Origin of the sequence: Nonomuraea wenchangensis, assembly GCF_900111685.1 — a bacterium.
GTDB classification, from domain to species: Bacteria; Actinomycetota; Actinomycetes; order Streptosporangiales; family Streptosporangiaceae; genus Nonomuraea; species Nonomuraea wenchangensis.
On sequence record NZ_FOHX01000031.1, the window covers coordinates 1 to 20,897 of the forward strand.

At 72.9% G+C, this 20,897-nt stretch carries 14 protein-coding genes and 1 pseudogene; 8 read left to right on the plus strand and 7 right to left on the minus strand.

The features are described 5' to 3' along the window. The first annotated feature begins 69 nt into the window (after positions 1 to 69). Positions 70 to 1,662 carry an IS1182 family transposase gene (locus BMW85_RS47180; RefSeq protein WP_091087748.1) on the plus strand — a complete coding sequence of 531 codons (1,593 nt, stop codon included), beginning with the start codon at positions 70 to 72 and terminating at the stop codon, positions 1,660 to 1,662. Between the two features lie 108 nt (positions 1,663 to 1,770). Here BMW85_RS47180 and BMW85_RS47185 read toward each other — a convergent pair whose 3' ends face one another. The 4 genes from BMW85_RS47185 to BMW85_RS47200 form a co-directional block, all read right to left on the minus strand. Then, positions 1,771 to 3,345: a penicillin-binding transpeptidase domain-containing protein gene (locus BMW85_RS47185; RefSeq protein ID WP_245775487.1), complete on the minus strand. Its 1,575-nt coding sequence runs from the start codon at positions 3,343 to 3,345 to the stop codon at positions 1,771 to 1,773. Between the two features lie 30 nt (positions 3,346 to 3,375). Then, on the minus strand, positions 3,376 to 4,068 hold the full coding sequence (locus tag BMW85_RS47190) for a lysophospholipid acyltransferase family protein (protein WP_342743513.1): 693 nt from the start codon (positions 4,066 to 4,068) through the stop codon (positions 3,376 to 3,378). Positions 4,069 to 4,318: 250 nt separating this feature from the next. Next, positions 4,319 to 4,915 (minus strand): NUDIX hydrolase, encoded by a 597-nt coding sequence (locus BMW85_RS47195; RefSeq protein ID WP_091094299.1) that lies wholly within the window; start codon positions 4,913 to 4,915, stop codon positions 4,319 to 4,321. Between the two features lie 12 nt (positions 4,916 to 4,927). Next, on the minus strand, positions 4,928 to 6,907 hold the full coding sequence (locus tag BMW85_RS47200) for a HelD family protein (protein WP_091094300.1): 1,980 nt from the start codon (positions 6,905 to 6,907) through the stop codon (positions 4,928 to 4,930). Positions 6,908 to 6,974: 67 nt separating this feature from the next. On the opposite strand from BMW85_RS47200, the gene BMW85_RS47205 reads away from it, so the two are divergent. Together BMW85_RS47205 and BMW85_RS47210 are read left to right on the plus strand one after the other, a co-directional pair. Further along, the gene (locus tag BMW85_RS47205; protein WP_245775488.1) at positions 6,975 to 7,589 is read left to right on the plus strand and encodes a TetR/AcrR family transcriptional regulator; all 615 of its coding nucleotides are present in this window, start codon (positions 6,975 to 6,977) and stop codon (positions 7,587 to 7,589) included. Positions 7,590 to 7,793: 204 nt separating this feature from the next. Next, positions 7,794 to 9,491: a SulP family inorganic anion transporter gene (locus tag BMW85_RS47210; RefSeq protein WP_218156259.1), complete on the plus strand. Its 1,698-nt coding sequence runs from the start codon at positions 7,794 to 7,796 to the stop codon at positions 9,489 to 9,491. A 76-nt stretch (positions 9,492 to 9,567) separates the two neighbouring features. Here the strand turns inward: BMW85_RS47210 and BMW85_RS47215 are convergent, their stop codons facing one another. Beyond that, entirely contained in the window at positions 9,568 to 10,746 is a 1,179-nt protein-coding gene (locus BMW85_RS47215; protein WP_091094302.1) for a cysteine desulfurase-like protein, read from the minus strand. 9 nt (positions 10,747 to 10,755) lie between these two features. Here BMW85_RS47215 and BMW85_RS47220 point away from each other — a divergent pair, with 9 nt between their 5' ends. The 5 genes and pseudogenes from BMW85_RS47220 to BMW85_RS47240 all read left to right on the plus strand — a co-directional run bounded on the left by BMW85_RS47220 (position 10,756) and on the right by BMW85_RS47240 (position 16,458). Continuing rightward, positions 10,756 to 11,805, plus strand: a complete 1,050-nt coding sequence (locus tag BMW85_RS47220) for a winged helix DNA-binding domain-containing protein (RefSeq protein WP_091094303.1) — start codon at positions 10,756 to 10,758, stop codon at positions 11,803 to 11,805. A gap of 55 nt (positions 11,806 to 11,860) precedes the next feature. After that, a complete protein-coding gene (locus BMW85_RS47225; RefSeq protein WP_091094304.1) occupies positions 11,861 to 13,315 on the plus strand; it encodes a WS/DGAT/MGAT family O-acyltransferase in 1,455 nt (484 codons plus the stop codon). Positions 13,316 to 13,331: 16 nt separating this feature from the next. Beyond that, positions 13,332 to 14,465, plus strand: coding sequence for a winged helix DNA-binding domain-containing protein (locus tag BMW85_RS47230; RefSeq protein WP_091094305.1), 1,134 nt, complete (start codon positions 13,332 to 13,334; stop codon positions 14,463 to 14,465). Positions 14,466 to 14,583: 118 nt separating this feature from the next. Next, positions 14,584 to 15,585 (plus strand): annotated as a pseudogene (locus tag BMW85_RS47235) (RNA polymerase sigma factor); the annotation flags it as partial. A 141-nt stretch (positions 15,586 to 15,726) separates the two neighbouring features. Then, positions 15,727 to 16,458 carry a class I SAM-dependent methyltransferase gene (locus BMW85_RS47240; protein ID WP_091094307.1) on the plus strand — a complete coding sequence of 244 codons (732 nt, stop codon included), beginning with the start codon at positions 15,727 to 15,729 and terminating at the stop codon, positions 16,456 to 16,458. Here BMW85_RS47240 and BMW85_RS47245 read toward each other — a convergent pair. Both BMW85_RS47245 and BMW85_RS47250 read right to left on the minus strand, forming a co-directional pair. Beyond that, on the minus strand, positions 16,436 to 18,496 hold the full coding sequence (locus BMW85_RS47245) for a beta-galactosidase (protein WP_245775489.1): 2,061 nt from the start codon (positions 18,494 to 18,496) through the stop codon (positions 16,436 to 16,438). The genes BMW85_RS47240 and BMW85_RS47245 overlap by 23 nt on opposite strands. Position 18,497: 1 nt before the next feature. Continuing rightward, positions 18,498 to 20,819 (minus strand): beta-xylosidase/alpha-l-arabinosidase, encoded by a 2,322-nt coding sequence (locus BMW85_RS47250; RefSeq protein WP_177241260.1) that lies wholly within the window; start codon positions 20,817 to 20,819, stop codon positions 18,498 to 18,500. Positions 20,820 to 20,897 lie beyond the last annotated feature (78 nt).

Below are 20,897 nucleotides of genomic sequence, written 5' to 3' on the forward strand. Positions count from 1 at the left end.
CTAGGAGTCCTCTGATGATGTTGCTGGTCGGGGTTCCGATCATGTAGGCCGAGGGTCAGGCTGAACAGCATGATGGGGCATCGTCCCGAACAGCCGGTCGGGCCGGATGTATGGAGCACCTGCCGGGAGTTGATCCCGGCAGGCAGTGTCTACGCTTTCCTGGCCGAACATCGCGATGAGTTGTTTCCCGAGGAGATGTTCGCCGATCTGTATGCCGCGACTGATGGGCGGCCGAGCATCCCGCCGCAGGTGCTGGCGTGTGTGCTGGTGTTACAGGTGTTGCTGCACAGTTCCGATCCCGAAGCCGCGCTGGCGGTGCGCTGTGATCTGCGCTGGAAGGCCGCTTGCGGGCTTGGCCTGCAGGATCGGGGCTTCGACCCCTCGCTGCTGGTGTACTTCCGGCAGCGGCTGCGCAAGTCGGGCGACCCGAATCGGATCTTCGCCCGGGTCAGCCGCCTGGCCGCGGACAGCGGGGCGCTGCGGGCGCGGACGAGGCGGGTGCTGGACTCGGCGGTGCTGGACGACGCGGTCGCGACCCAGGACACCATCACCCAGTTGATCGCGGCGATCCGGCGGGTGAGCAGGCAGGTCCCGGGCGCCGCCCCACTGATCGCCGAACGCTGCCACGCCACCGACTACGACCAGGCGGGCAAACCCGTGATCGCCTGGGACGACGCCAAGGCCCGCCAGGAGCTGGTGTCCGGCCTGGTCACCGACGCGCTCACGGTGGTGAGCGCGTTCGAGACGGCCGCGGTGGCGGGCGAGCTGGAGGAGACGGCAGGCCAGGCCCTGGCGCTGCTGGCGCTGGTGGCCGGCCAGGACGTCGAACCGGCCGAAGGTTCCGACGGCACCGACGGGCGCTGGCGCATCGCCCGCAAGGTCGCCACCGACCGGGTCATCTCCACCGTCGACGCCCAGGCCCGGCACGTGCACAAGACCGTGCATCAGCGTCAGGACGGCTACAAGGCGCACGTCGTGATCGAACCCGATACCGGGCTGTTCACCGGTGTCCGGCTGACCATGGCCACCGGCGCCGGCAACCACGAGGCGGTGGTCGGCGTGGACCTGCTGGCCGATCCGGGCGCCGGTACTGCGGTGTTCGAGGTGCTCGGCGACAGCGCTTACGGCACCGGCGACGCCCGCGCCGCGCTGGCCGCCGCCGGGCACACCCTCATCATCAAGCCCGCACCGCTGCGCCCGGCCGTGGCCGGCGGCTACACCCGCGACGACTTCACCGTCGATGAAGCCGCCGGCACGGTCACCTGCCCGGCCGGGGTGAGCCGGCATATCACCCGCACCCGCCACGCGGTCTTCGGCATCGCCTGCCGCACCTGCCCACTGCGCGAACGCTGCACCACCAGCAAGGACGGCCGAACCCTGCGCCTGCACCCACACGACGCGCTGTTACACCAGGCCCGCCAGGAATGGGCCACCGATCCCGACATGAGAGCCATCTACCGGCAGCACCGGCCCATGGTCGAACGCTCCATCGCCTGGCTGGTCGGCGCGGACGGCGGCGCACGCAGGCTCCGCTACCGCGGCGTCTTACGCAACGACCTGTGGCTTCATCTCAGAGTGGCGGCCTTGAACCTGCGCCGCCTGATCAACCTCGGGCTTGCCGGCGTCCAGGGCCGGTGGACCCTGCAGCCCCACACCGGCTGAACCACCGAATGCGGGGCAACGGCTACACGGCCTGTCGTCCAATGCCTCGATCACCCTGCCAGCCCCACCACCTGCTGTCCATCTCCGAACAACATCTTCAGAAGGCTCCTAGAGGTTCTTCAGGAAGGTGGCGGCGACCGGCGCGGCCACCGCGCCGCCCCCGCCGCCGCCCTCCACGACCACCGCGAACGCCACGTCGCCCTTGAAGCCCATGAACCAGGCGTGGGTCTCCAGTTTGTCGCCCACGTTGTACTCGGCCGTACCGGTCTTGCCGTGCGTGCCCGCGGGCAGGCCGGCCTTCTTGGCGGTGCCCTTGGTGACGACGGCCGCCATCATCGTGTGGAGCCGGCTCTTCACCCCGTCGGGCAGCTCGCGCTCGGCCGCCTTCTGCTTCAGCGACGGCACCAGCGTCGGCGGACGCCACGTGCCGTCGGCGATGGCGGCCGCCACCGAGGCGATCGACAGCGGGCTGGCGGTGATCCTGGCCTGCCCGAACGACTCCGCCGCGAGCTCGGCGTCCGACTGCGGCTTGGGGAAGCTCGCCGGGGTGGCCGGGACGCCGATGTTGAGCGGCTGGTTGAAGCCGACCCCTTCGGCCGTCTTCAGCAGCTTGGCCCCGCCCAGCTTCGAACGCGCGAGCGGCGCGAAGGTCGTGTTGCACGAGTGGGCGAAGGAGTCCAGGAACGACAGCGAACCGAACGCCTCGTTGTCGGAGTTGCGGATCTTCAGGCCGCCGACGGTGGCGTACTCGGGGCAGGTGACGGTGTCCTCCGGCGACATGCCTGCCGCCAGCAGCCCAATCGCGGTGACCGCCTTGAACGTCGAGCCCGGCGGATAGCGGCCGTCCAGCGCCCGGTTGAACCCGCCGCGGTTGTTGACCACCGCCAGGATCTCCCCGGTCGAAGGCCGGATCGCCACCATGGACGTCGGCTTCTTCATGTCCTTGACCGCGGCCACCGCGGCGGCCTGGGCGCGCGGGTCGAGCGAGGTCTGGACCGGCTCGCCCTCGCCGCCCTCGATGGTCTCCAGCGTCTTGCCGCCGAGCCGGATGTCGGTGGACGGGGTGCCGGCCAGCCGCTTCTGGAACGTCTCCTGCAGCCCGCCGCGGCCGATCGCCTGCCCCGCCTTGTAGGCCGAGCCGAGCTTGGCGACGTCCTCCTCGGACGCCTTGTCGAGGTAGCCGACGAGCTGCTGAACCGAGCCGCCGGCCGAGCCGTCGTCGATGCGCCTGCCGTCGGCGTCGGTGATCTCCGCCCGCTGCGGCCAGCGCGTCTTGATCGAGAACGCGGCCCCGTCCGTGAGCTTCGGATGCAGGGCCGTGGGCTTCCAGTCGACCTTCCAGGCGCGCTCGGCCACGACCAGGTCGAGCCGGCCGTCGTAGGACCAGTCGCCGATGTTCTTCAGCTTCAGCGTCACGGTGTAGGGGACGCCGGCCCTGCCGTCGCCCTCGGTCACCTGGCCCAGCCGGACGGAGGTGCGCTCCACGCCGAGCGCGGTGCGCTGCTGCTCGTAGACGCCGAGCTCCCGCGGTGTCGCCAGCTCCCTGGCCATCGCGGCGGCGTCACCGGCCTGCCAGGCCGCGACGAACCGCTGCGCGGTGCTCGCGGGTGTGCCGCGGGTGTGCAGCACGTAGTAGGCGCCGCCGGCCGCGGCTCCCACCGCCAGCACGGCCGCGGTGGACACGATCGCGATGGTGCGGCCCCGTGCCACCGATCAGCCCCCCGCCTCCGCCGACGATGTGCGGGCCACGACGGCGCCGTCGGCCCCTTTGACGCTGGAGGCGTAGACAGGGACGTACTCCTGCCCGGAGAGCCGCTGGATGGCGGCCATGACCTCGTCGGTGACCCGCCGCCGGTCGCGCGCGTTGCGGTAGTCGCCCTCGAACCGCATCGGCTCGCCGATCGCGATGCCGATCTTCGCCGGGCGCGGCACCTTCGAGCCCAGCGGCAGCACCTTCTCGGTGCCGCTGAGCGCCACCGGCAGCACCGGCGCGCCCGTCTTCAGCGTCAGCCAGGCCACGCCGATCTTGCCGCGGTAGAGGCGGCCGTCGGGGGAGCGGGTGCCCTCGGGGTGGATGCCGAACAGCTCGCCCCGCTCCAGGAGCGCCGCGGCCTCCTCCAGCATCGCCTGCGCGGCGTGGGCGCTCTCGCGGTCGATCGGCAGGCTCCGCCCGAGTCGCATGAAGAAGCCGGAGATCGGGTTGCCGTCGAAGTACTCGTTCTTCGCCGTGAACGTCACGTGCCGCGGCAGCAGGGCGGGCAGCAGGAACGAGTCGAGCACCGACAGGTGGTTGGCGGCCAGGATCCCGGGCCCGCTCCTCGGGACGTGCGCCGCGCCTGTGATGTGCGGCCGGCACATCGCGTGCGTCAGCGGAGCGGCGGCGAACTTGACCACTTCGTAAAGCAACAGGCTCTCCTGGATCATCGGGCGTTCGGCCACCCACCATAGAGCAGGCGCTCCGCCGATGAACGGAGCGCCCGGAAAGATTGAGGCCGATGTGGCGGTCGCCTCCTCGGCGAGGTGCACAACACGGCTCCAGCCGAACGGTATTCCGTGAAGGCGGTAATTTGCGGCCCGGGGGACACAGACCACATCGGCCTCTTGATGCTAACGGACGATCGGGGCCCGCTATTCCAACGGCTCGCCGTCGGCGTGGTCATGTGCGCGTCCAATGAGGCTGGACGACGTCGAAGACCCGCTGCTCGCGCCCGCGCAGCGCCACCTCGGCGAACTGCCACAGAATCGCCCCCGTGGGCGCGTGGATCACGATGGACGGCCCCAGCGGCATCTGCAGCAGCTCGCCCTCCCACCGCGGCACCCCCGGCGCCAGGAACCACTCCAGCGGCACCTCGTGCACCGACGCCACCTCGCGTGGATCGGCCACCGCCCGCTGCCGGCCGCCGAACGCCACCACCGGCGTGATCACGAACCCCGAGTCGGTGACGAAGTCGTCGAGCAGCCCCGCCACCTCGACCCCGGTCAGGCCCGTCTCCTCGGCCAACTCGCGCAGCGCCGCCTCGATTGGCTCCTCGCCGTCGTCCAGCCGGCCGCCGGGCAGCGCCCACTGCCCCGGGTTGCGGCCCAGCGGGGCCCGCCTGATCACCACCGTGTACGGGACGCCCCCGGAGTCCTCCAGCACGCACACGGTGACGGCGGCCCGGCGTACGCCGCCCACCGGCGGCACCTCCCGCCGGTCGAACGCGGCCAGCCGGGCGGCCACCTCCTCGCGCAAAAGATCGATCGGCGACAGCACCCGTCCAGGATCTCACGGCCGGGCGAGTTGGGGCGGGAGCGGACGCGCGTGGACGACGTCGAGCCGGGACACGGCCCGGGTGAGCGCCACGTACAGCCGGTTGAGCCCGCGCCGCTCGCCCTCGGCGATGGCGGCCGGTTCGGCGACCACCACGTGGTCGTACTCCAGCCCCTTGACCAGCGACGCCTCCACCACGCTGAGCCGGCCGCCGAGCTCGAACCCCTCGTCGCGCAGCGCCGCCGCAAGCTCCGCGGCCCCCGGATCGGCGGCGATCACCCCGATCGACCCCTCGAACCCGTACGCCTCCCGCACCGCCGCCACCACCCCCTTCCCCAGCTCCTCGACGGCGGTCACCCGCACCCGCCCGTCCGACCGGTACGACCGCGTCGGCGGCACGTCCGCCTCCAGCGACTCCAGCAGCCCGTTGGCCAGCTCCACCACGGCACCCGGCACCCGGAAGCCGGTCGTCAGCGCCACGACCTCGCCCCCGGGCTTGCCGAGCAGCGCCATCCGCTCCGGCCACGAGGCCGCCGCCCACGGCGTGGTGCCCTGGGCCAGGTCCCCGAGGACGGTGAGCGAGCCGTGCTCGCTGCGCCTGGCCACGGCCCGGCACTCCATCGGTGACAGGTCCTGGGCCTCGTCCACGATGACGTGGCCGTAGCCGCGCGGACGCTCGACGAGTCCGGCGATCTCGTCGAGCAGCACCACGTCGGCGGCCGTCCACCTGGCGCTCCTGGGGCCGCGCGGGGGCCTGGCCCAGGTGATCGCGGCCCGTTCGGCGCCGGTCAGCACCCCGCGCGCCGGGTCCGCGCCGTCGTCCGCCGGCCCGCTCAGGACCTCGTACAGGACCTCCTCCGGCTTCACGGGCGGCCAGAGGGCGTCCAGGGCGGGGGCGAGCGCGCGGGCCGTCCTGCGGCTCCAGGCGGCGGTGGCGCTGACGCCGCGGGCCTCGGCCTGGCGGCGGACCGCGTCGAGCGTGCGCGCGTGCACGCGCTCGCGGCCCACGCCGTACGGGAGCGCGGCGCGGCGGGTGTCGTCCACGATGCGGCGCAGCTCGTCCTCACGGACCCGCCACCGGTAGGAGCCGTCGGCCACGGTCACCGGCTCGACCGGCTTGCGTACGCGCCCGTACAGCGCCCGCCGCAGCACTTCCGCCATGCGGGCGTCGTGCTTGACGGCCGCCGCCTCCTCGCTGTCGGCGGCGCGGACGGGGACGGTCGCGAGCAGCCGCTCCAGCGTGGTCTGCTCGACGTCCACCTCGCCGAGCGCGGGCAGGACGGCGGAGATGTAGCCGAGGAAGGCGCGGTTGGGGCCGAGGACGAGCACGCCGCCGCGTTCCAGCCGGCGGCGGTGCGCGTAGAGGAGGTAGGCGGCCCGGTGCAGGCCCACCGCCGTCTTGCCGGTGCCAGGCGCGCCCTGGACGCAGACGCTCACGTCGAGCCCCGCGCGGACGAGGTCGTCCTGCTCGGGCTGGATGGTGGCGACGATGTCGCGCATGGGGCCGACGCGGGGGCGTTCGATCTCGGCGGCCAGGAGGCGGCCCCCGCCCTCCTCGCCCCGGTCGAGCCGTTCGTCCTCGTACGAGGTCAGCGTCATCCCCGACCACCCGAACCGGCGGCGCACCGCGACGCCCTGGGGGTCGCGGGCCCCGGCGCGGTAGAAGGCCCGCGCGACCGGGGCGCGCCAGTCGATGACGACGGGCGGGCCGCCGTGCTCGCCGGTGATGTGCCGGCGCCCGATGTGATAGGCGCGCCCCCGGTGCTCGGCCGAGTCCTGGCCGAAGTCGAGGCGGCCGAAGAACGGCGGGCCCTCCGGCTCCTCGCTCAGCTCCTTGGCGAGGCTCTTGAGGTGGCGGCCCAGCCGCTCGGCGCTGTAGCGGTCGCCGGCCACGCTCTCGCCGACGATGACGTTGTCCCGCGCGCCCTCCAGCATGCGGCGGAGGCCCGCCCGGCAGCGTTCGACGTACGCGCGCTCCTCGTCGAGCGTCCCCATCACGCCTCCTCAAGTGTTAACTCGGTTAAGATTTTGACCAGGTTAACACTTTGCTAGAGTGGGCGTCGTGACGGGACTTCGGGAGCTCCAGCGGCAGCGCGTGCGCGAGGCCATCTCCGCCGCGGCGATCGGGCTGTTCCTGCGGCGGGGCTTCGACGGGGTGCCGGTCACCGAGATCGCGGCGGCGGCCGGGGTGTCCAAGCCGACACTGTTCAAGTACTTCCCGGCCAAGGAGGACCTCGTCCTGCACCGCATCGCCGACCACGAGGGCGAGTCCGCCCGCGTGGTGCGGGCGCGGGCCGAGGGGGAGACGCCGCTGGAGGCGCTGCGCCGCCACTTCCTCGACGGGCTCGCCCGCCGCGACCCCGTCACCGGGCTCAACGACCATCCCGAGGTCATGGCCTTCCATCGCATGGTGTTCTCGACGCCCAGCCTCCAGGCGCGGATGTTCCAGCAGATCTCCCGCGACGAGCGGGCACTCGCCGACGCCCTCGCGGAGCAGGGCGGGACGGACGACCTGACCGCCGCGCTGCTCGCCGCCCAGGTGCTGGCCACGCAGCGGGTGCTGGCGAGCCGCATCTGGCAGCGGCTCGCCGAGGGCCGTCCGCTCGCAGAGGTCGAGCCGGAGGCCGTCGACGCGGCCAACCGCGCATTCTCCTTGCTCACGATTAATGGTTATTAATCCGGTAATGATGCTTTCCGCTGTACGCGAGACAGCCGGTGTTCGACCAGGTCGTCCAGGGTGCGCTTGATATTCTGAACAACGCCCTGACGACGCCCATAGTCATGCAATGGGCGTTACGGTTTTCTTGCCAGAAGGAGTGAAAATGGAAGGCCCATTTACGGATAAATACGATTACCGTATGATTGTGAAGGACCACGGATCGTGACGGCCATCAGGCTCTCCTTCGCCTGGCAGCGGCTGCGCGCGGTCCTGCCCGACCCCGCCGGCCTCGCCGCCATGACCCGCACCCCGCGCCACGACCTCGTGGCCGGGCTCACCGTGGCGATCGTCGCCCTCCCGCTCGCGCTCGGCTTCGGCATCAGCTCCGGCATGGGCGCCGAGTCCGCGCTCGCCACGACCATCGTCGCCGGAGCGCTCGCCGCCTTCTTCGGCGGCTCACGCGTCCAGGTGTCCGGCACGAGCGGCGCCATGACCGTCATCCTCCTCCCGATCATGAGCGCGCACGGCCCCGCCGGAGTGCTCACCGTCGGCGTGCTGGCCGGGCTGCTGCTGATCGCGCTCGCGCTGGCCCGCGCGGGCCGCTGCATCGCGCTCGTGCCCGCCCCGGTGGTGGCCGGGTTCACCGTCGGCGTGGCCTGCGTGATCGGGCTGCAGCAGCTCCCCACCGCGCTCGGCGTGGCGGCCAGCGGCCACGACAAGGTCGCCGTCGTCGCCTGGCACGCCCTGCTCGACTTCCTGGCCCGGCCCCACTGGTGGGCCATGTCCGTCACCATCGCCGTGGCCGCCGTGCTGCTCGTGGCGGCGAGCCTGCGGCCCACGGTGCCGTTCTCGCTGCTCGTCGTGGTCCTCGCCACCGTCGTCGCCGAGACGGCCGAGCTGCCGCTGGCCCGCATCGGCACCCTGCCCACCGGGCTGCCCGCGCCGTCGCTCGGCTTCCTCGACGCCGCCGCGCTGCCGTCACTGATCGGGCCGGCCGTCGCGGTGGCCGCCCTCGCCGCCCTGGAGTCCCTGCTGTCGGCCTCCGTCACGGACGGCATGACGCGGGGCCCCCGGCACGACCCCGACAGGGAGCTGTTCGGGCAGGGGGTGGCCAACCTGGTGGCGCCGCTGTTCGGCGGCATGCCAGGCACGGGGGCCATGGTCCGCACCGCGGTCAACGTACGCGCCGGCGCCCGCTCGCGGCTGGCGGCGCTCTCGCACGCGGCCATCCTCGCCGCCATCGTCTACGCCGGGGCCGACCTGGTCTCCAAGATCCCGCTCGCCGCGCTGGCCGGCGTGCTGCTCGCCACGTCCATCAGGATGATCGAGGTGGGCACCGTCCGCGCCCTGTTCCGCTCCACCCGGTCCGACGCCGTCGTCCTGGTGCTCACCGCCGTCGCCACGCTCATCCTCGACACGGTGCTCGCCGTCGTCGTGGGGCTCGTGGTGGCGGGGGCGCTCGCGCTGCGCACGCTCGCCCGCAACACCCGCCTCGACGCCGAGCCACTGCGCCACGAGGAGCACCCGCACCACACCGAGGACGAGCACGCGCTGCTCGCCGAGCACATCGTCACCTACCGGCTGGCGGGGCCGCTGTTCTTCGCGGCGGCCCACCGGTTCCTGCTGGAGCTGTCGGCGGTGACCGGCGTGTCGGTGGTCGTGCTGCGCATGTCACGGGTCAACGGCCTCGACGCCAGCGGGGCGCTGGTCCTGGGCGACGCCATCGAACGCCTCGAACGGCGCGGCATCCTCGTCTACGTCTCCGGCATCCCCGACGGCCACCACCAGCCGCTGGAGGCGCTGGGGGTGATCACCCGGCTCAGCGAGGCGGGCCAGGTCTTCGCCACCACGGCGGAGGCCATCGCGGCCGCCCGCGACCGGCTGCGCAACACCGGCGTCCTGCCCCGCCTCGCCGGCTGACCCCGCCCGCCCCGCGCCCTCCTCCTGAGCCACGTGCCCGTGCTCAGGAGGAGGGCGCCGGGCCCGGACGGTCAGGTCAGGCGAGCTGGGCGATGCCCTCCAGGAGACGGTCGACGTCGGAGCGGTCGTTGTAGGGGACGAGGCCGGCCCGTACGGCTCCGCCCGTGTCGCGGATGCCCATCGCGCCGGTCAGCTCCCAGGCATAGTTGTGGCCGTTCCAGACGTTGACCCGCTGCCGGGCCAGGTGCTCGGCCACCTCGCGCGGCGTGCGCCCGGCGACGGTGAAGTACGCGGTGGCGGTGCGGCGGGCGGGCTTGCCCCACACCGTGACGCCCGGCAGCGTCTCCAGCCCCTCGACGAGGACGCCGAACAACTCCAGCTCGTGCTCCTCCGCCGCCGCCATCGAGGCGAGCAGCCGCTCGCGCCGGTTGCCGGCGCCCGGCACCATGGCCGCCAGGTGGTCCACGGCGGCCGTCACGCCCTCCAGGTCGGCGAAGGCCGCCGTGCCCGTCTCGAACCGTTCCGGCACCGTGTCGGGCGAGGAGGCCAACTTGTCCGGCCGCAGCGTCTCCAGCAGCGCCGGGTCGGCCACCACCGCGCCCACGTGCGGCCCCGACCACTTGTACGCGCTCGTGGCGTAGAAGTCCGCGCCGAGCGCCCGCATGTCCACCGGGCCGTGCGCGGTGGCGTGCACGCCGTCCACGTACGTCAGCGCCCCCGCCCGGTGGGCGATCTCGGCGATGGCGGCGACGTCGGGACGGGTGCCGATGATGTTGCTGGCCGCGGTCACGGCCACCACGCGGGTGCGCTCGTTGACGAGGCTCGCGTACTGCTCGACGGGCAGCTCGCCGGTCACCGGGTCCACCTCGGCCCAGCGCACGGTGGCGCCGGTCTGCGTCCAGGGCCGGACGTTGGCGTCGTGGTCGAGCCGGGAGACGACGACCTCGTCCCCGGGCCCGGCGAGAGCCCGGGACAACCGGTAGGTGAGGGTGGTCATGTTGGGGCCGAGGATCACGCCGCGGGGGTCGCCGCCGACCAGGTCGGCCACGGCGGCCCGGCAGGCGGCCACGATCGCGTCGGAACGGTGGCTGGCCGGGAACGCGCCGCCCACGTTGCCGATCCCGCCGCGGTAGGCGTCGGAGATGGCCTCGATCACCGAGCGCGGGGTCTGCGTGCCCGCGGCACCGTCGAGATAGGCGTAGCCGTCGTTGAGAGCGGGGTAGCAGGCGCGTACCGCTTTGATGGGGAAGGGCATGATATGTAGATGCTCACCCTCCGCGACCTCAACCGTGCGACCTTGGCCCGGCAGCACCTCCTGGAGCGGTACGAAGGCGACGTGACGGACGTCGTGCACCGGCTGGCCGGGCTGCAGGCGCAGGAGCCGAGGCCGCCGTACCTCGGGGTGTGGTCGCGGCTGGCGGACTTCGAGCGGGCGGGACTGCACGCCGCGCTGCACGCCGGGACCGTGCTGCGGGCCACGATGTGGCGGGCCACGCTGCACCTGGTGACGGCGGCGGACTTCGCGGCGTTCCGGCCGCTGCTCGCGCCCGTGCTGGCCGCCGCGGCGCGCCGCTTCGACGGCTACGACGCCGCGGCCGTGGTCGCCGCCGCCGAGCGGATGCTGGCCGAGCGCCCGCACACGTTCAACGAGCTGCGCCCGCGGCTGCTGGAGGAGTTCCCCGGCGCGAACGACCGGGCACTCGGCTACGCCGTGCGCATGCTGACCCCCCTCGCCGTCGTGCCGACCGGCGACCGGTGGAGCTTCCCGCGCGACCCCGCTTTCGCCCCGCCCGGCATCGGCCTCGACCCTGACCCCCGCCCGCAGGCGCTCGTCGAGCGCTACCTGGCCGCGTACGGCCCCGCCACGCCCGCCGACGTGCAGTCCTGGTCGGGGCTCGGCGGGCTGCGGCCGGTCATGGAGGCGATGGAGCTGGACCGGCTCGCCGGGCCCGGCGGCAAGGAGCTGTTCGACCTGCCGGGCGCGCCCCGGCCGGGCGGCGACGTGCCCGCGCCGGTGCGGTTCCTGCCCGACTTCGACACGCTCGTCCTCGGCCACGCCGACCGCACCCGGTTGCTGGCCGACGCGTACAAGGGCCTGGTCACCACCAAGAACCTGCGGGTGCGGGCGGTCGTCCTGGTGGACGGGTTCGCGGCGGGGACGTGGCAGATCAAGCGCTCGGGCAAGAAGGCCAAGCTGCTGCTCAGCCCCTTCGAGGGGCAGCTCTCCCGGGACGCGGTGGCGGAGGAGGGCCTGCGGATGCTGGCCTTCGCCGAGCCGGACGCCGCCACCCACGACCTGGAGGTCACGGCCTGACGGTGCTTGCCCCGCCGGACGGAGTCTGGTTGGTTCGGGACGGAGGTGGTACGCCGTGCCGCAGCTCACCGCCCTGGACGCGCAGTTCCTCAACATCGAGACCGCCACGAACGTCGCGAACATCGCCGGCCTCGCCATCCTGGACGGCGAACTCGACCGCGCCGACCTGCAGGCCCTGCTGGGACGGCGGCTGCCGTACGTGCCCGCCCTGCGGCGCAGGCTGGCGCCGGTGCCGTTCGGGCTGGACCACCCGTACTGGGCGCAGGAGGACGACCTCGACCTCGACTACCACGTCCGCGAGATCGGCCTGCCGCGGCCCGGCGACGACCGGCAGCTCGCCGAGCAGGTCTCCCGGCTGCACGCCCGCCGTCTGGACCGGAGCCGCCCGCTGTGGGAGATCTACCTCGTCCACAACCTTCCGGGCGGACGCACGGGCCTCTACACCAAGATCCACCATGCCGCCGTGGACGGCATCGGCGGCGCGGACGTGCTGGCCGCGCTGCTCGACACCACCCCAGAGCCGCCGACCGGCCAGGAGGACCCGCCGCCCGGCATGCGGGAAGCGCCGCCCGGCCGGGACGAGCCGCCGCCCGGGCAGGCGGAGATGGTGGCGCGCGGCCTGGCCAGGCTGGCGGCGAACCCGGCGCGGGCGGTCCGGTTCGTCGCGGAGGCCGTGCCGCACCTGGACGAGATCCCCGTGGTGTCGTGGCTGCCCGGCGCCCGGCCGCTGTCCGGGCTCGCCCGCAGGCTGGCCGGCGCGGGCGGCGTGCCCGGCCTGCCCGCCCTGCCCGCGCCACGGACGCCGTTCAGCGGGCCGGTCTCGCAGCACCGGCGGTTCGCGTACGTGTCGCTGCCGCTGGAGGAGGTCAAGGCGGTGCGCAAGGCGTTCGGCGTGACCGTCAACGACGTGGTCATGGCGGTGTGCGCGGGCGCGCTGCGCGGCTGGCTGGCGGGGCACGGCGGCGTGCCGGACGGTCCGCTGGTGGCCGGGGTGCCGTTCTCGCTGCGCGAGGCCGGCGTGCGGGAGCCGGGCAACCAGGTGACGATCATGATCGCGCCGCTCGCCACGCACGTCGCCGACCCCGTCGAGCGGCTGCACGAGGTGCGCGGGGCCATGCGCCTGATCAAGGACCGCTCGGCGCTGGCGCCGGCGCGGTGGCTGCGCGAGTTCAGCGCCTCGATGCCGGCCGTGCTCATGGGGCTGGCCGCGCGCTCGGCCTTCGCGCTGGTGGGGGAGACCGCCCCGCCGATCAACGTGATCATCTCGAACGTGCCGGGCCCGCAGCTCCCGCTGTACGTGTGCGGCAACCTGCTGCTGACCCACTATCCGGTCTCGGTGATCACGGACGTCAGCGGCGGCGTCAACATCACCGCCTTCTCCTACAACGGCTCGCTCGACATCGGCGTCGTCACCGACCGGACCATGGTCCCCGACGCCTGGGAGCTCGCCGGGCACCTGCGCGCCGCCCTCGACGACCTGCTCAACGCGGAATCATCCTTGCCGCATTGACGCCTACGCTCGGCGGATGATCCTCGACCGCCGGGTGCTCAACCGGACGACCCTGGGCCGCCAGCTCCTGCTGGACCGCGCCGCCCTGCCTCCCGCCGAGGCCGTCGCGCGGCTGGTCGCGCTGCAGGGACAGGAGGTCGACGCGCCGTACGTCGGGCTCTGGTCGCGCCTCGCCTCCTTCACCCAGGACGACCTGACCGTCCTCCTCCACGGCGGTCAGGTCGTCCGGGGGACGCTGCTGCGCGCCACCCAGCACCTCTCGTCAGCCGACGACTACGTGTGGCTGCGCCCGCTCGTGCAGCCGGTCCTCGACCGCATGAGGAAGGGCGCCTTCGGCCGCGCACTCCGGGACGTGGACCACGTGGAGCTCACCGAGCTGGCCCGCGCCCACCTGGAGGGCGCGCACCGCGACGGGCGCGTCCTCACCCGGCCGCAGCTGCGCGACCTGCTGCGCGAGCGGTGGCCGCAGGCCGACCCGGCGGCGCTCGGCTACGCGGCGCAGACGCTGCTGCCCATCGTCCACACCCCGCCGAACGGCGTCTGGGGCCGCGGCGGCGCCACGCCGTTCGCCCTGGCCGAGGACTGGCTGGGCCGCCCCATGGACGGCCCGCTCGGCACGCAGGCCGCCGCCGAGCGGCTGGTGCGGCGGTACCTGGCGGCGTTCGGCCCGGCGTCGGTGATGGACGTGCAGGCCTGGTCGGGGCTCACGCGGCTGCGCGGGGTCATGGAGGGCATGCCGGACCTGCGGACCTACCGGGACGAGACCGGCCGCGTCCTGTACGACCTGGCCGGGCTGCCGCTCGCCGACCCTGGCACGCCCGCGCCCGTGCGCTTCCTGCCCTGGTTCGACAACCTCATGGTCGCCTACGCCGACCGCGGCCGGCTCATGACCGCCGAGCAGCGCAAGGCGGTGTGCGTCGGCGCCGCGATCTATCCCACGTTCCTGGTCGACGGATTTGTCGGTGGCATGTGGAATCTTGGTGGTGGAGTGCTGACGGCCGAGCCCTTCCACCCGCTGCCCGCGCGGGTGCGCGAGGAGCTGGAGGCCGAGGGGGCGCGCCTGATGGCGTTCGCGGGGGTCGAGGAGGGGAGGTTCACCTGGTTGCCGCCCAGGGCGGACAGCGGGGGCGAGGGGAGCCCGAGGGCCTAGACGTGCTGTCGAGTCGTTCCCGTTGGGTAGCTTGGATGTTGGGCGGCCCGTGCGGCCGGTGGCTCTTTCGCGATGTCCGAGGTGGCGATGCCGTAGTCCCGTTCTCACCACGCGTTCCGTGCGTCCGTCCAAAGCGAGCGAGGAGAAAGTCTTGTCCGAAGCAGCAGAGGTTCTAGAACTGGACGACACCAGCGCCGACGGCGGTGCGCCGCTCGGCGCCGACTCGGTCAAGGCCTACCTCAAGGAGATCGGCCGGGTGCCGCTCCTCAACGCCGAGCAGGAGATCGACCTCGCCAAACGCATCGAGGCCGGCCTGTTCGCCCGCGAACGCCTCGACACCGAGGAAGGGCTCTCCGACGAGCTGAGGGGCGACCTGGAGTGGGTCGCCGCCGACGGCGTCGAGGCCAAGCGCCGCATGCTGGAGGCCAACCTGCGGCTGGTGGTCTCCATCGCCAAGCGCTACACCGGCCGCGGCATGCTCTTCCTGGACCTCATCCAGGAGGGCAACCTCGGCCTGATCCGCACCATCGAGAAGTTCGACTACCGCCTCGGCTACAAGTTCTCCACGTACGCGACCTGGTGGATCAAGCAGGCCATCACCAGGGCCATGGCCGACCAGGCCCGCACCATCCGCATCCCCGTCCACATGGTCGAGCTCATCAACAAGGTCGCGCGGGTGCAGCGCCGTCTGCAGAGCGACCTCGGCCGCGAGCCGACCCCGGAGGAGATCGCCGCCGAGACCGACCTCGAACCCGACCGGGTCGTCGAGGTCCAGGGCTACGGGCGCGAGCCGGTCTCGCTGAGCATGCCGCTCGGCGAGGAGGGCGACAGCGAGTTCGGCGACCTCATCGAGGACACCGAGGCCGTCTCCCCGGCCGAGGCGGTGTCGTTCACGCTGCTCCAGCAGCAGCTCCACCACCTGCTCGACCAGCTCTCCGAGCGGGAGGCGGGCGTCATCACCATGCGCTACGGCCTGGCGGACGGCAAGCCGCGCACGCTCGACGAGATCGGCAAGGTCTACGGCGTCACCCGCGAGCGCATCCGGCAGATCGAGGCCAAGACGATGTCCAAGCTGCGCCACCCCTCCCGGTCGCTGGCGCTGCGCGACTACCTGAGCTGACCGGGACACGTGGTGTTCCGCCGGTGGCGAGAAAGGCTGCGCAAACAAGCACTCAAGAGTGCCCCGAGAGCCTGCTGACCGCACCGGCGGCTGACCTACGTTCGCAGGGTGAGACGCACCCGTTCGAGCCTCGTCCACCAGATGGCCTACGCCGCGGGCCATCCGCACCGCATCGCGCCGCACCTGCGGCGCGTGGCCCGCGACACCTGGTTCCGCCTGCGCAGCCGCGACCACATCGCCTACTACCGCCGCGTCATGCGCTCCGACACCGCCCGCGACCCGGAGGGCGCGGTCGGCTCGCACACGCACAAACGCTGGCTCGCGCTCGGCCGCACCCAGTTCGACTACCTCGTGGGGCACGGGCTGAGGCCGGAGTGCCGGATGCTGGAGATCGGGTGCGGTAACCTGCGCGCCGGCCGGCTGTTCATCGACTACCTGCACACCGGCAACTACTACGGCCTCGACATCTCGCCCGACATCCTCATGGCGGCCCAGGACACCCTCGTCCGCTACGGCCTGCGGGACAAGCTGCCGCACCTGACACCGGTCCGCGACCTGCGCCTGGAGTTCCTGCCCAGCGGCTTCTTCGACGTCGTGCACGCCCACAGCGTCTTCTCGCACTCGCCGCTGGAGGTCATCGAGGAGTGCTTCGCGCACGTCGGGCGGGTGATGAAGCCGGAGGCGCACTTCGACTTCACCTTCGACCGCACCGAGGGCCGCGAGCACCAGGTGCTGCGCGAGGACTTCTACTACCGCACCGAGACGCTGGTGGAGCTGGCCGGCCGGCACGGGTTCACGGCGACGTTCATGGCGGACTGGGAGCCGCTGCACAAGCAGTCCAAGCTCCGCCTCACCCGACGGCCGGAGGCGTGACAGCCGCCCGGCGGGCGATCCTGACGACGGCCGCGCCGAGCGGCTCCAGCTCCACCCGCCCGGTCACGGCCCGGCCGGTGAGCAGGTCCGTACCGTCCGCCTCCAGGGGCACCGACGCGCCCGACTCGCCGCTGTGGTTGAGCAGGAACACGTACTCGGAAGTCTCGTTCCCGCGTACGGCGCACTCGACGTGGGCGGGGACGCCCGCGAGGCGCGGCCGCACCCCCGCCGCCTCGACCGTGCCGGCCACCAGCTCGTCGAAGGCCGCCTGCTCCAGCAGGGTCGCGACGTAGACGACCCGCCCGGCGCCGTAGCGGTTCTCGACCACGGCGGCCCGGCCGGCGAGCAGCCCGTCGGCGTAGGTGGCGAGGGCCGTGCCGCTTTCGAGCCGCAGGTCCTCCCGCCACCAGGTGGAGGTGGTGGTGGGCCCGCCCTTGAACTCGCCCTTGAACTCCACGGTGAACCGCTCGTGCGGCCTGGCCGGCCAGTACTCGTCGATCTTCGCGCCGATCAGCTCACGGAACGCGCCCGGATACCCGTCCGGCCGCACCCGGTTGTCGGCGTCCACGACGCCGGAGAAGAACGACATGAGCACCGTGCCGCCGGCCCGCGCGAACTCGGTGATCCGCCGCACGCCCTCGTCGCCGATCAGGTACGCGTTCGGCACCACCAGCACCTTGTATCCGTCCAGCGGCGAGTCGGCCGACACCACGTCCACCGCGTGGTGCCGCTCCCACAGCGGCGTGTAGTGCCGCATCACCGTGTCGGTGTAGCTGAAGTCGCTGCGCGGCAGGCCGAAGACCTCCTCCAGCCCCCACCAGCCGTCCCAGTCGAACAGGATCGCGATCTCCGCCCGCGAGGTGGTCCCGGCGAGCGGGGCCAGCAGCCTCATCTCCCGCCCCAGGTCCTTGATCTCCCGGAACGTCCGCGAGTCAGGCCCCGAGTGCGGCAGCATCGCCGAGTGGAAGCGCTCCTGCCCGCCCCGGCTCGCCCGCCACTGGAAGAACATCACCGAGTCCGACGCCCGCGCCAGCGCCTGCAACGAGCCGAGCCGCATCCGCCCCGGCTCCTTGACGACGTTGAGCGACCACTGGCTGACGGCGCTGCTCGACTGCTCCATCAGCAGCCACGGCTGCCCGCCCTTCAGCGAGCGGAACAGGTCGAAGTTGAACGCCGCCGAGACGTGCGAGTCGGCGTCGGCGGGGTTGGGATAGATGTCGAGCGCCGCCGCGTCCTCCTCCGGCGCCCACCTCCAGTAGTCGGCGTGCCGGAAGAAGCGCATGAAGTTGGTCAGCACCGGGAGGTCGTCGCGGAAGGAGCGGACGATGTCGCGTTCGGCGACGAAGCACTCCAGCAGCGCGTCGGAGGTGAAACGCTTGAAGTCGAGCCTGCGGGTGGGGTTCATCCAGGTGCGCGGGATGTGCGGGACGTCGATCTGCTCCCAGTCGGTGTAGACCTGGCCCCAGAAGCGGGTGGTCCACGCCTCGTTGAGCCGGTCGAGGGTGCCGTACCTGCGGCGCAGCCAGCGGCGGAAGTTCACCGACGCCGCCTCGTTGTAGGCGGTGGGGCCGTACTCGTTGCTGATGTGCCACATCGCGAGCGCCGGATGGAAGGAGTAGCGCTCGGCCAGCTTCGTGGTGATCGCGGCGGCGTAGCGGCGGTAGATCGGCGAGGAGGGGTCGTAGTGCAGGCGGTTGCCGAAGCCGAACGGCTGGCCGTCCTCCCTGATCGGGAACACCTCGGGGTGCAGGTGCGTCAGCCAGACGGGCGGCGCGGCCGTCGGGGTGGCCAGGTTGACGGCGATGCCGTTGTCGTGGAGGAGGTCCATGACCTCGTCCAGCCAGCCGAACTCGTACGTGCCGGGCTCCGGCTCCAGCGACGCCCACGCGAACACGCCCAGCGAGACCAGGTTCACCCCCGCCTCGCGCATCAGGCGCACGTCCTCCCGCCACACCTCGCGGTCCCACTGCTCGGGGTTGTAGTCGCCGCCGAAGGCGAGGCCGCCCATCCGGCGGCGGAAGGCGTCCATACGGGTCATGTCAGATCTCCCGTTCGACGGTCACGACGGTCAGTCGCGGCTCCTCGCCGGTGATCTCGCGCACGGGACCGGTCAGCGTCACGTCCCGCTCCTCGACCACGTCATGCACCGAGCGGCGGAAGGACATTCCCACCGCGCCGGGCTCCACGACGCGCCGCCCGTCGCGGCCGGTGAAGGAGAGCAGCCGGGCGGGCACCTCGAAGGCGACGCGAGCCCGCTCGCCGGGGTCGAGCTCGACGCGGGCGTACCCGACGAGCTGGGCGACCGGCCGGGTCACCGAGGCGACACGGTCGGTGGCGTAGAGCTGGACGACCTCCGCGCCGCGCCGGTCGCCGGCGTTGCGCACGGTGACCGAGCAGCGGATCGGGCCGCCGGCCGGGGCCTCGCCGTCGGCGGTCATGTCCGCGTAGGCGAAGGTCGTGTAGCTCAGCCCGTGACCGAAGGGCAGCGCGGGCGCGGGGTCGATGTTGCTCACCGAACCGGCCCCGCCGAGCCTGGGGTGCAGGTAGCTGTAGGGCTGGCCGGCGCTCGCCCGCGGCAGGCTCATCGGCAGCCGCCCCGACGGGTTGACCGCGCCGCTCAGCACCCGGGCGATCGCCCCCGCCCCCTCCTCGCCGGGGAAGAACGCCTGCACGACGGCCGCGGCGTCGCGGAGCAGGCCGGGCACCGCGTACGCGCGCCCGGTCATCAGCACCACCACGGTCGGCGTGCCGGTGGCGATGACCGCCTCGGCCAGCTCCCGCTGCGCGCCGGGCAGCTCCAGGCTCTCGGCGTCGCAGCCCTCGCCGGACGTGCCGCGGCCGAACAGCCCCGACCGGTCGCCGAGCACCACCACCGCCACGTCGGAGGCGGCGGCGAGGCGGGCCGCCTCGGCGATGCCGGAGCGGTCGCCGTCGTCCACGCCGGTGCCGCGCGCGGTCTCGATCACCGCGCCGGGCAGCTCCGCGCGCAGCGCCTCCAGCAGCGTCGGCGCGGCGATCCCCGCCTCCACGCCAGGGAAGTGCGGCAGCACGTGCTGGACGAAGGAGTAGCAGCCGAACAGCGCGGCCACGTCGTCGGCGTTCGGCCCGAGCACGGCCAGGCGGCGTCCCTCGCAGGGGCCGAGCGGCAGCACCCCGTCGTTGGACAGCAGCACGACCGACTCCTCGGCCAGCAGCCGCGCCACCTCGCGCGACTCCGGGCCGTCGAGATCGACGGATTCTGCGGGCTCGTCCGGTGCGTACTCGTCGTCGAGCAGCCCGAGCCGCGCCTTCTGCCGCAGCACCCGCAGCAGCGCCCGGTCCACCAGGTCCTCCCCGACGCGGCCCGAGACGACGGCGTTCCGCAGCGGCTCCAGGTAGGCCACGCCGGTGGGCAGCTCGACGTCGATGCCCGCCGTCAGCGCCTGCACGGCCGCGTCCTCGGCGTCCTCGGCGACGGCGTGCAGCGTGTGCAGGAAGGCGACGGAGAAGTAGTCGGCCACGACCGTGCCCTCGAAGCCCCACTCCTCGCGCAGGACCTTCGTCAGGTAGTGGGCGTCGGCGGCCACCGGGACGCCGTCGATCTCGGCGTAGGAGTTCATGACCGAGCCCGCGCCGGCGTCGCGCACCGCCACCTCGAACGGGAACAGCAGCGTGTCGGCCACCTCGCGGGCGCCGGCGTGCACCGGCGCGAGGTTGCGGCCAGCCCGGGAGTTGGAGTAGCCGACGAAGTGCTTGAGGGTGGCGATCACGCCCGCCGACTGCAGGCCGCTCACGTAGGCCGCGCCGATGGTGGCCACCTCGTACGGGTCCTCGGAGATGCACTCCTCGACCCGCCCCCACCGCTGGTCGCGGATCACGTCGAGGACCGGCGACAGCCCCTGGTGGACGCCGAGCAGCCGCATGTCCGCCCCGATCCGCGCCGCCATGCGCTCGACCAGCGCGGGATCGAACGACGCCCCCCACGCAGGCGGCACCGGGTAGACCGTGGCCCGCCAGGCGGCGAGGCCGGTCAGGCACTCCTCGTGGGCCAGCGCGGGGATGCCGAGGCGGGTCTCGCGGCGCAGCCACCGCTGCCGGGCGGCGAGGACGCCGCTCGCCCATCCCGGCTCGACCGGGCGGGTGCCGTAGTGGCGGGTGATCTGGCCCAGGCCGTCGCCGGCGAACGCCTCGAACTCCACCTCCTCGCCCTGCATCGAGTCCTGCAGCGGCGCGACCACGCCCTCGTCGCGGTTGACGTTCAGCCACACGCCCACGAGCTGGGCGAGCTTCTCGTCCAGCGTCATCTCCGCCATCAACTCACGGACCCGCCGCGCGCGGCGTTCCTCCAGCTCGGACGCCGGCTGCTCCACACGTGCAGGCATGACCCCTCGAAGTCTTCCCAAAGCGCTGACAGAAGTCGGTCAGAAAGTTTCTGGTGCACTTTCCGAAATATTACCGTG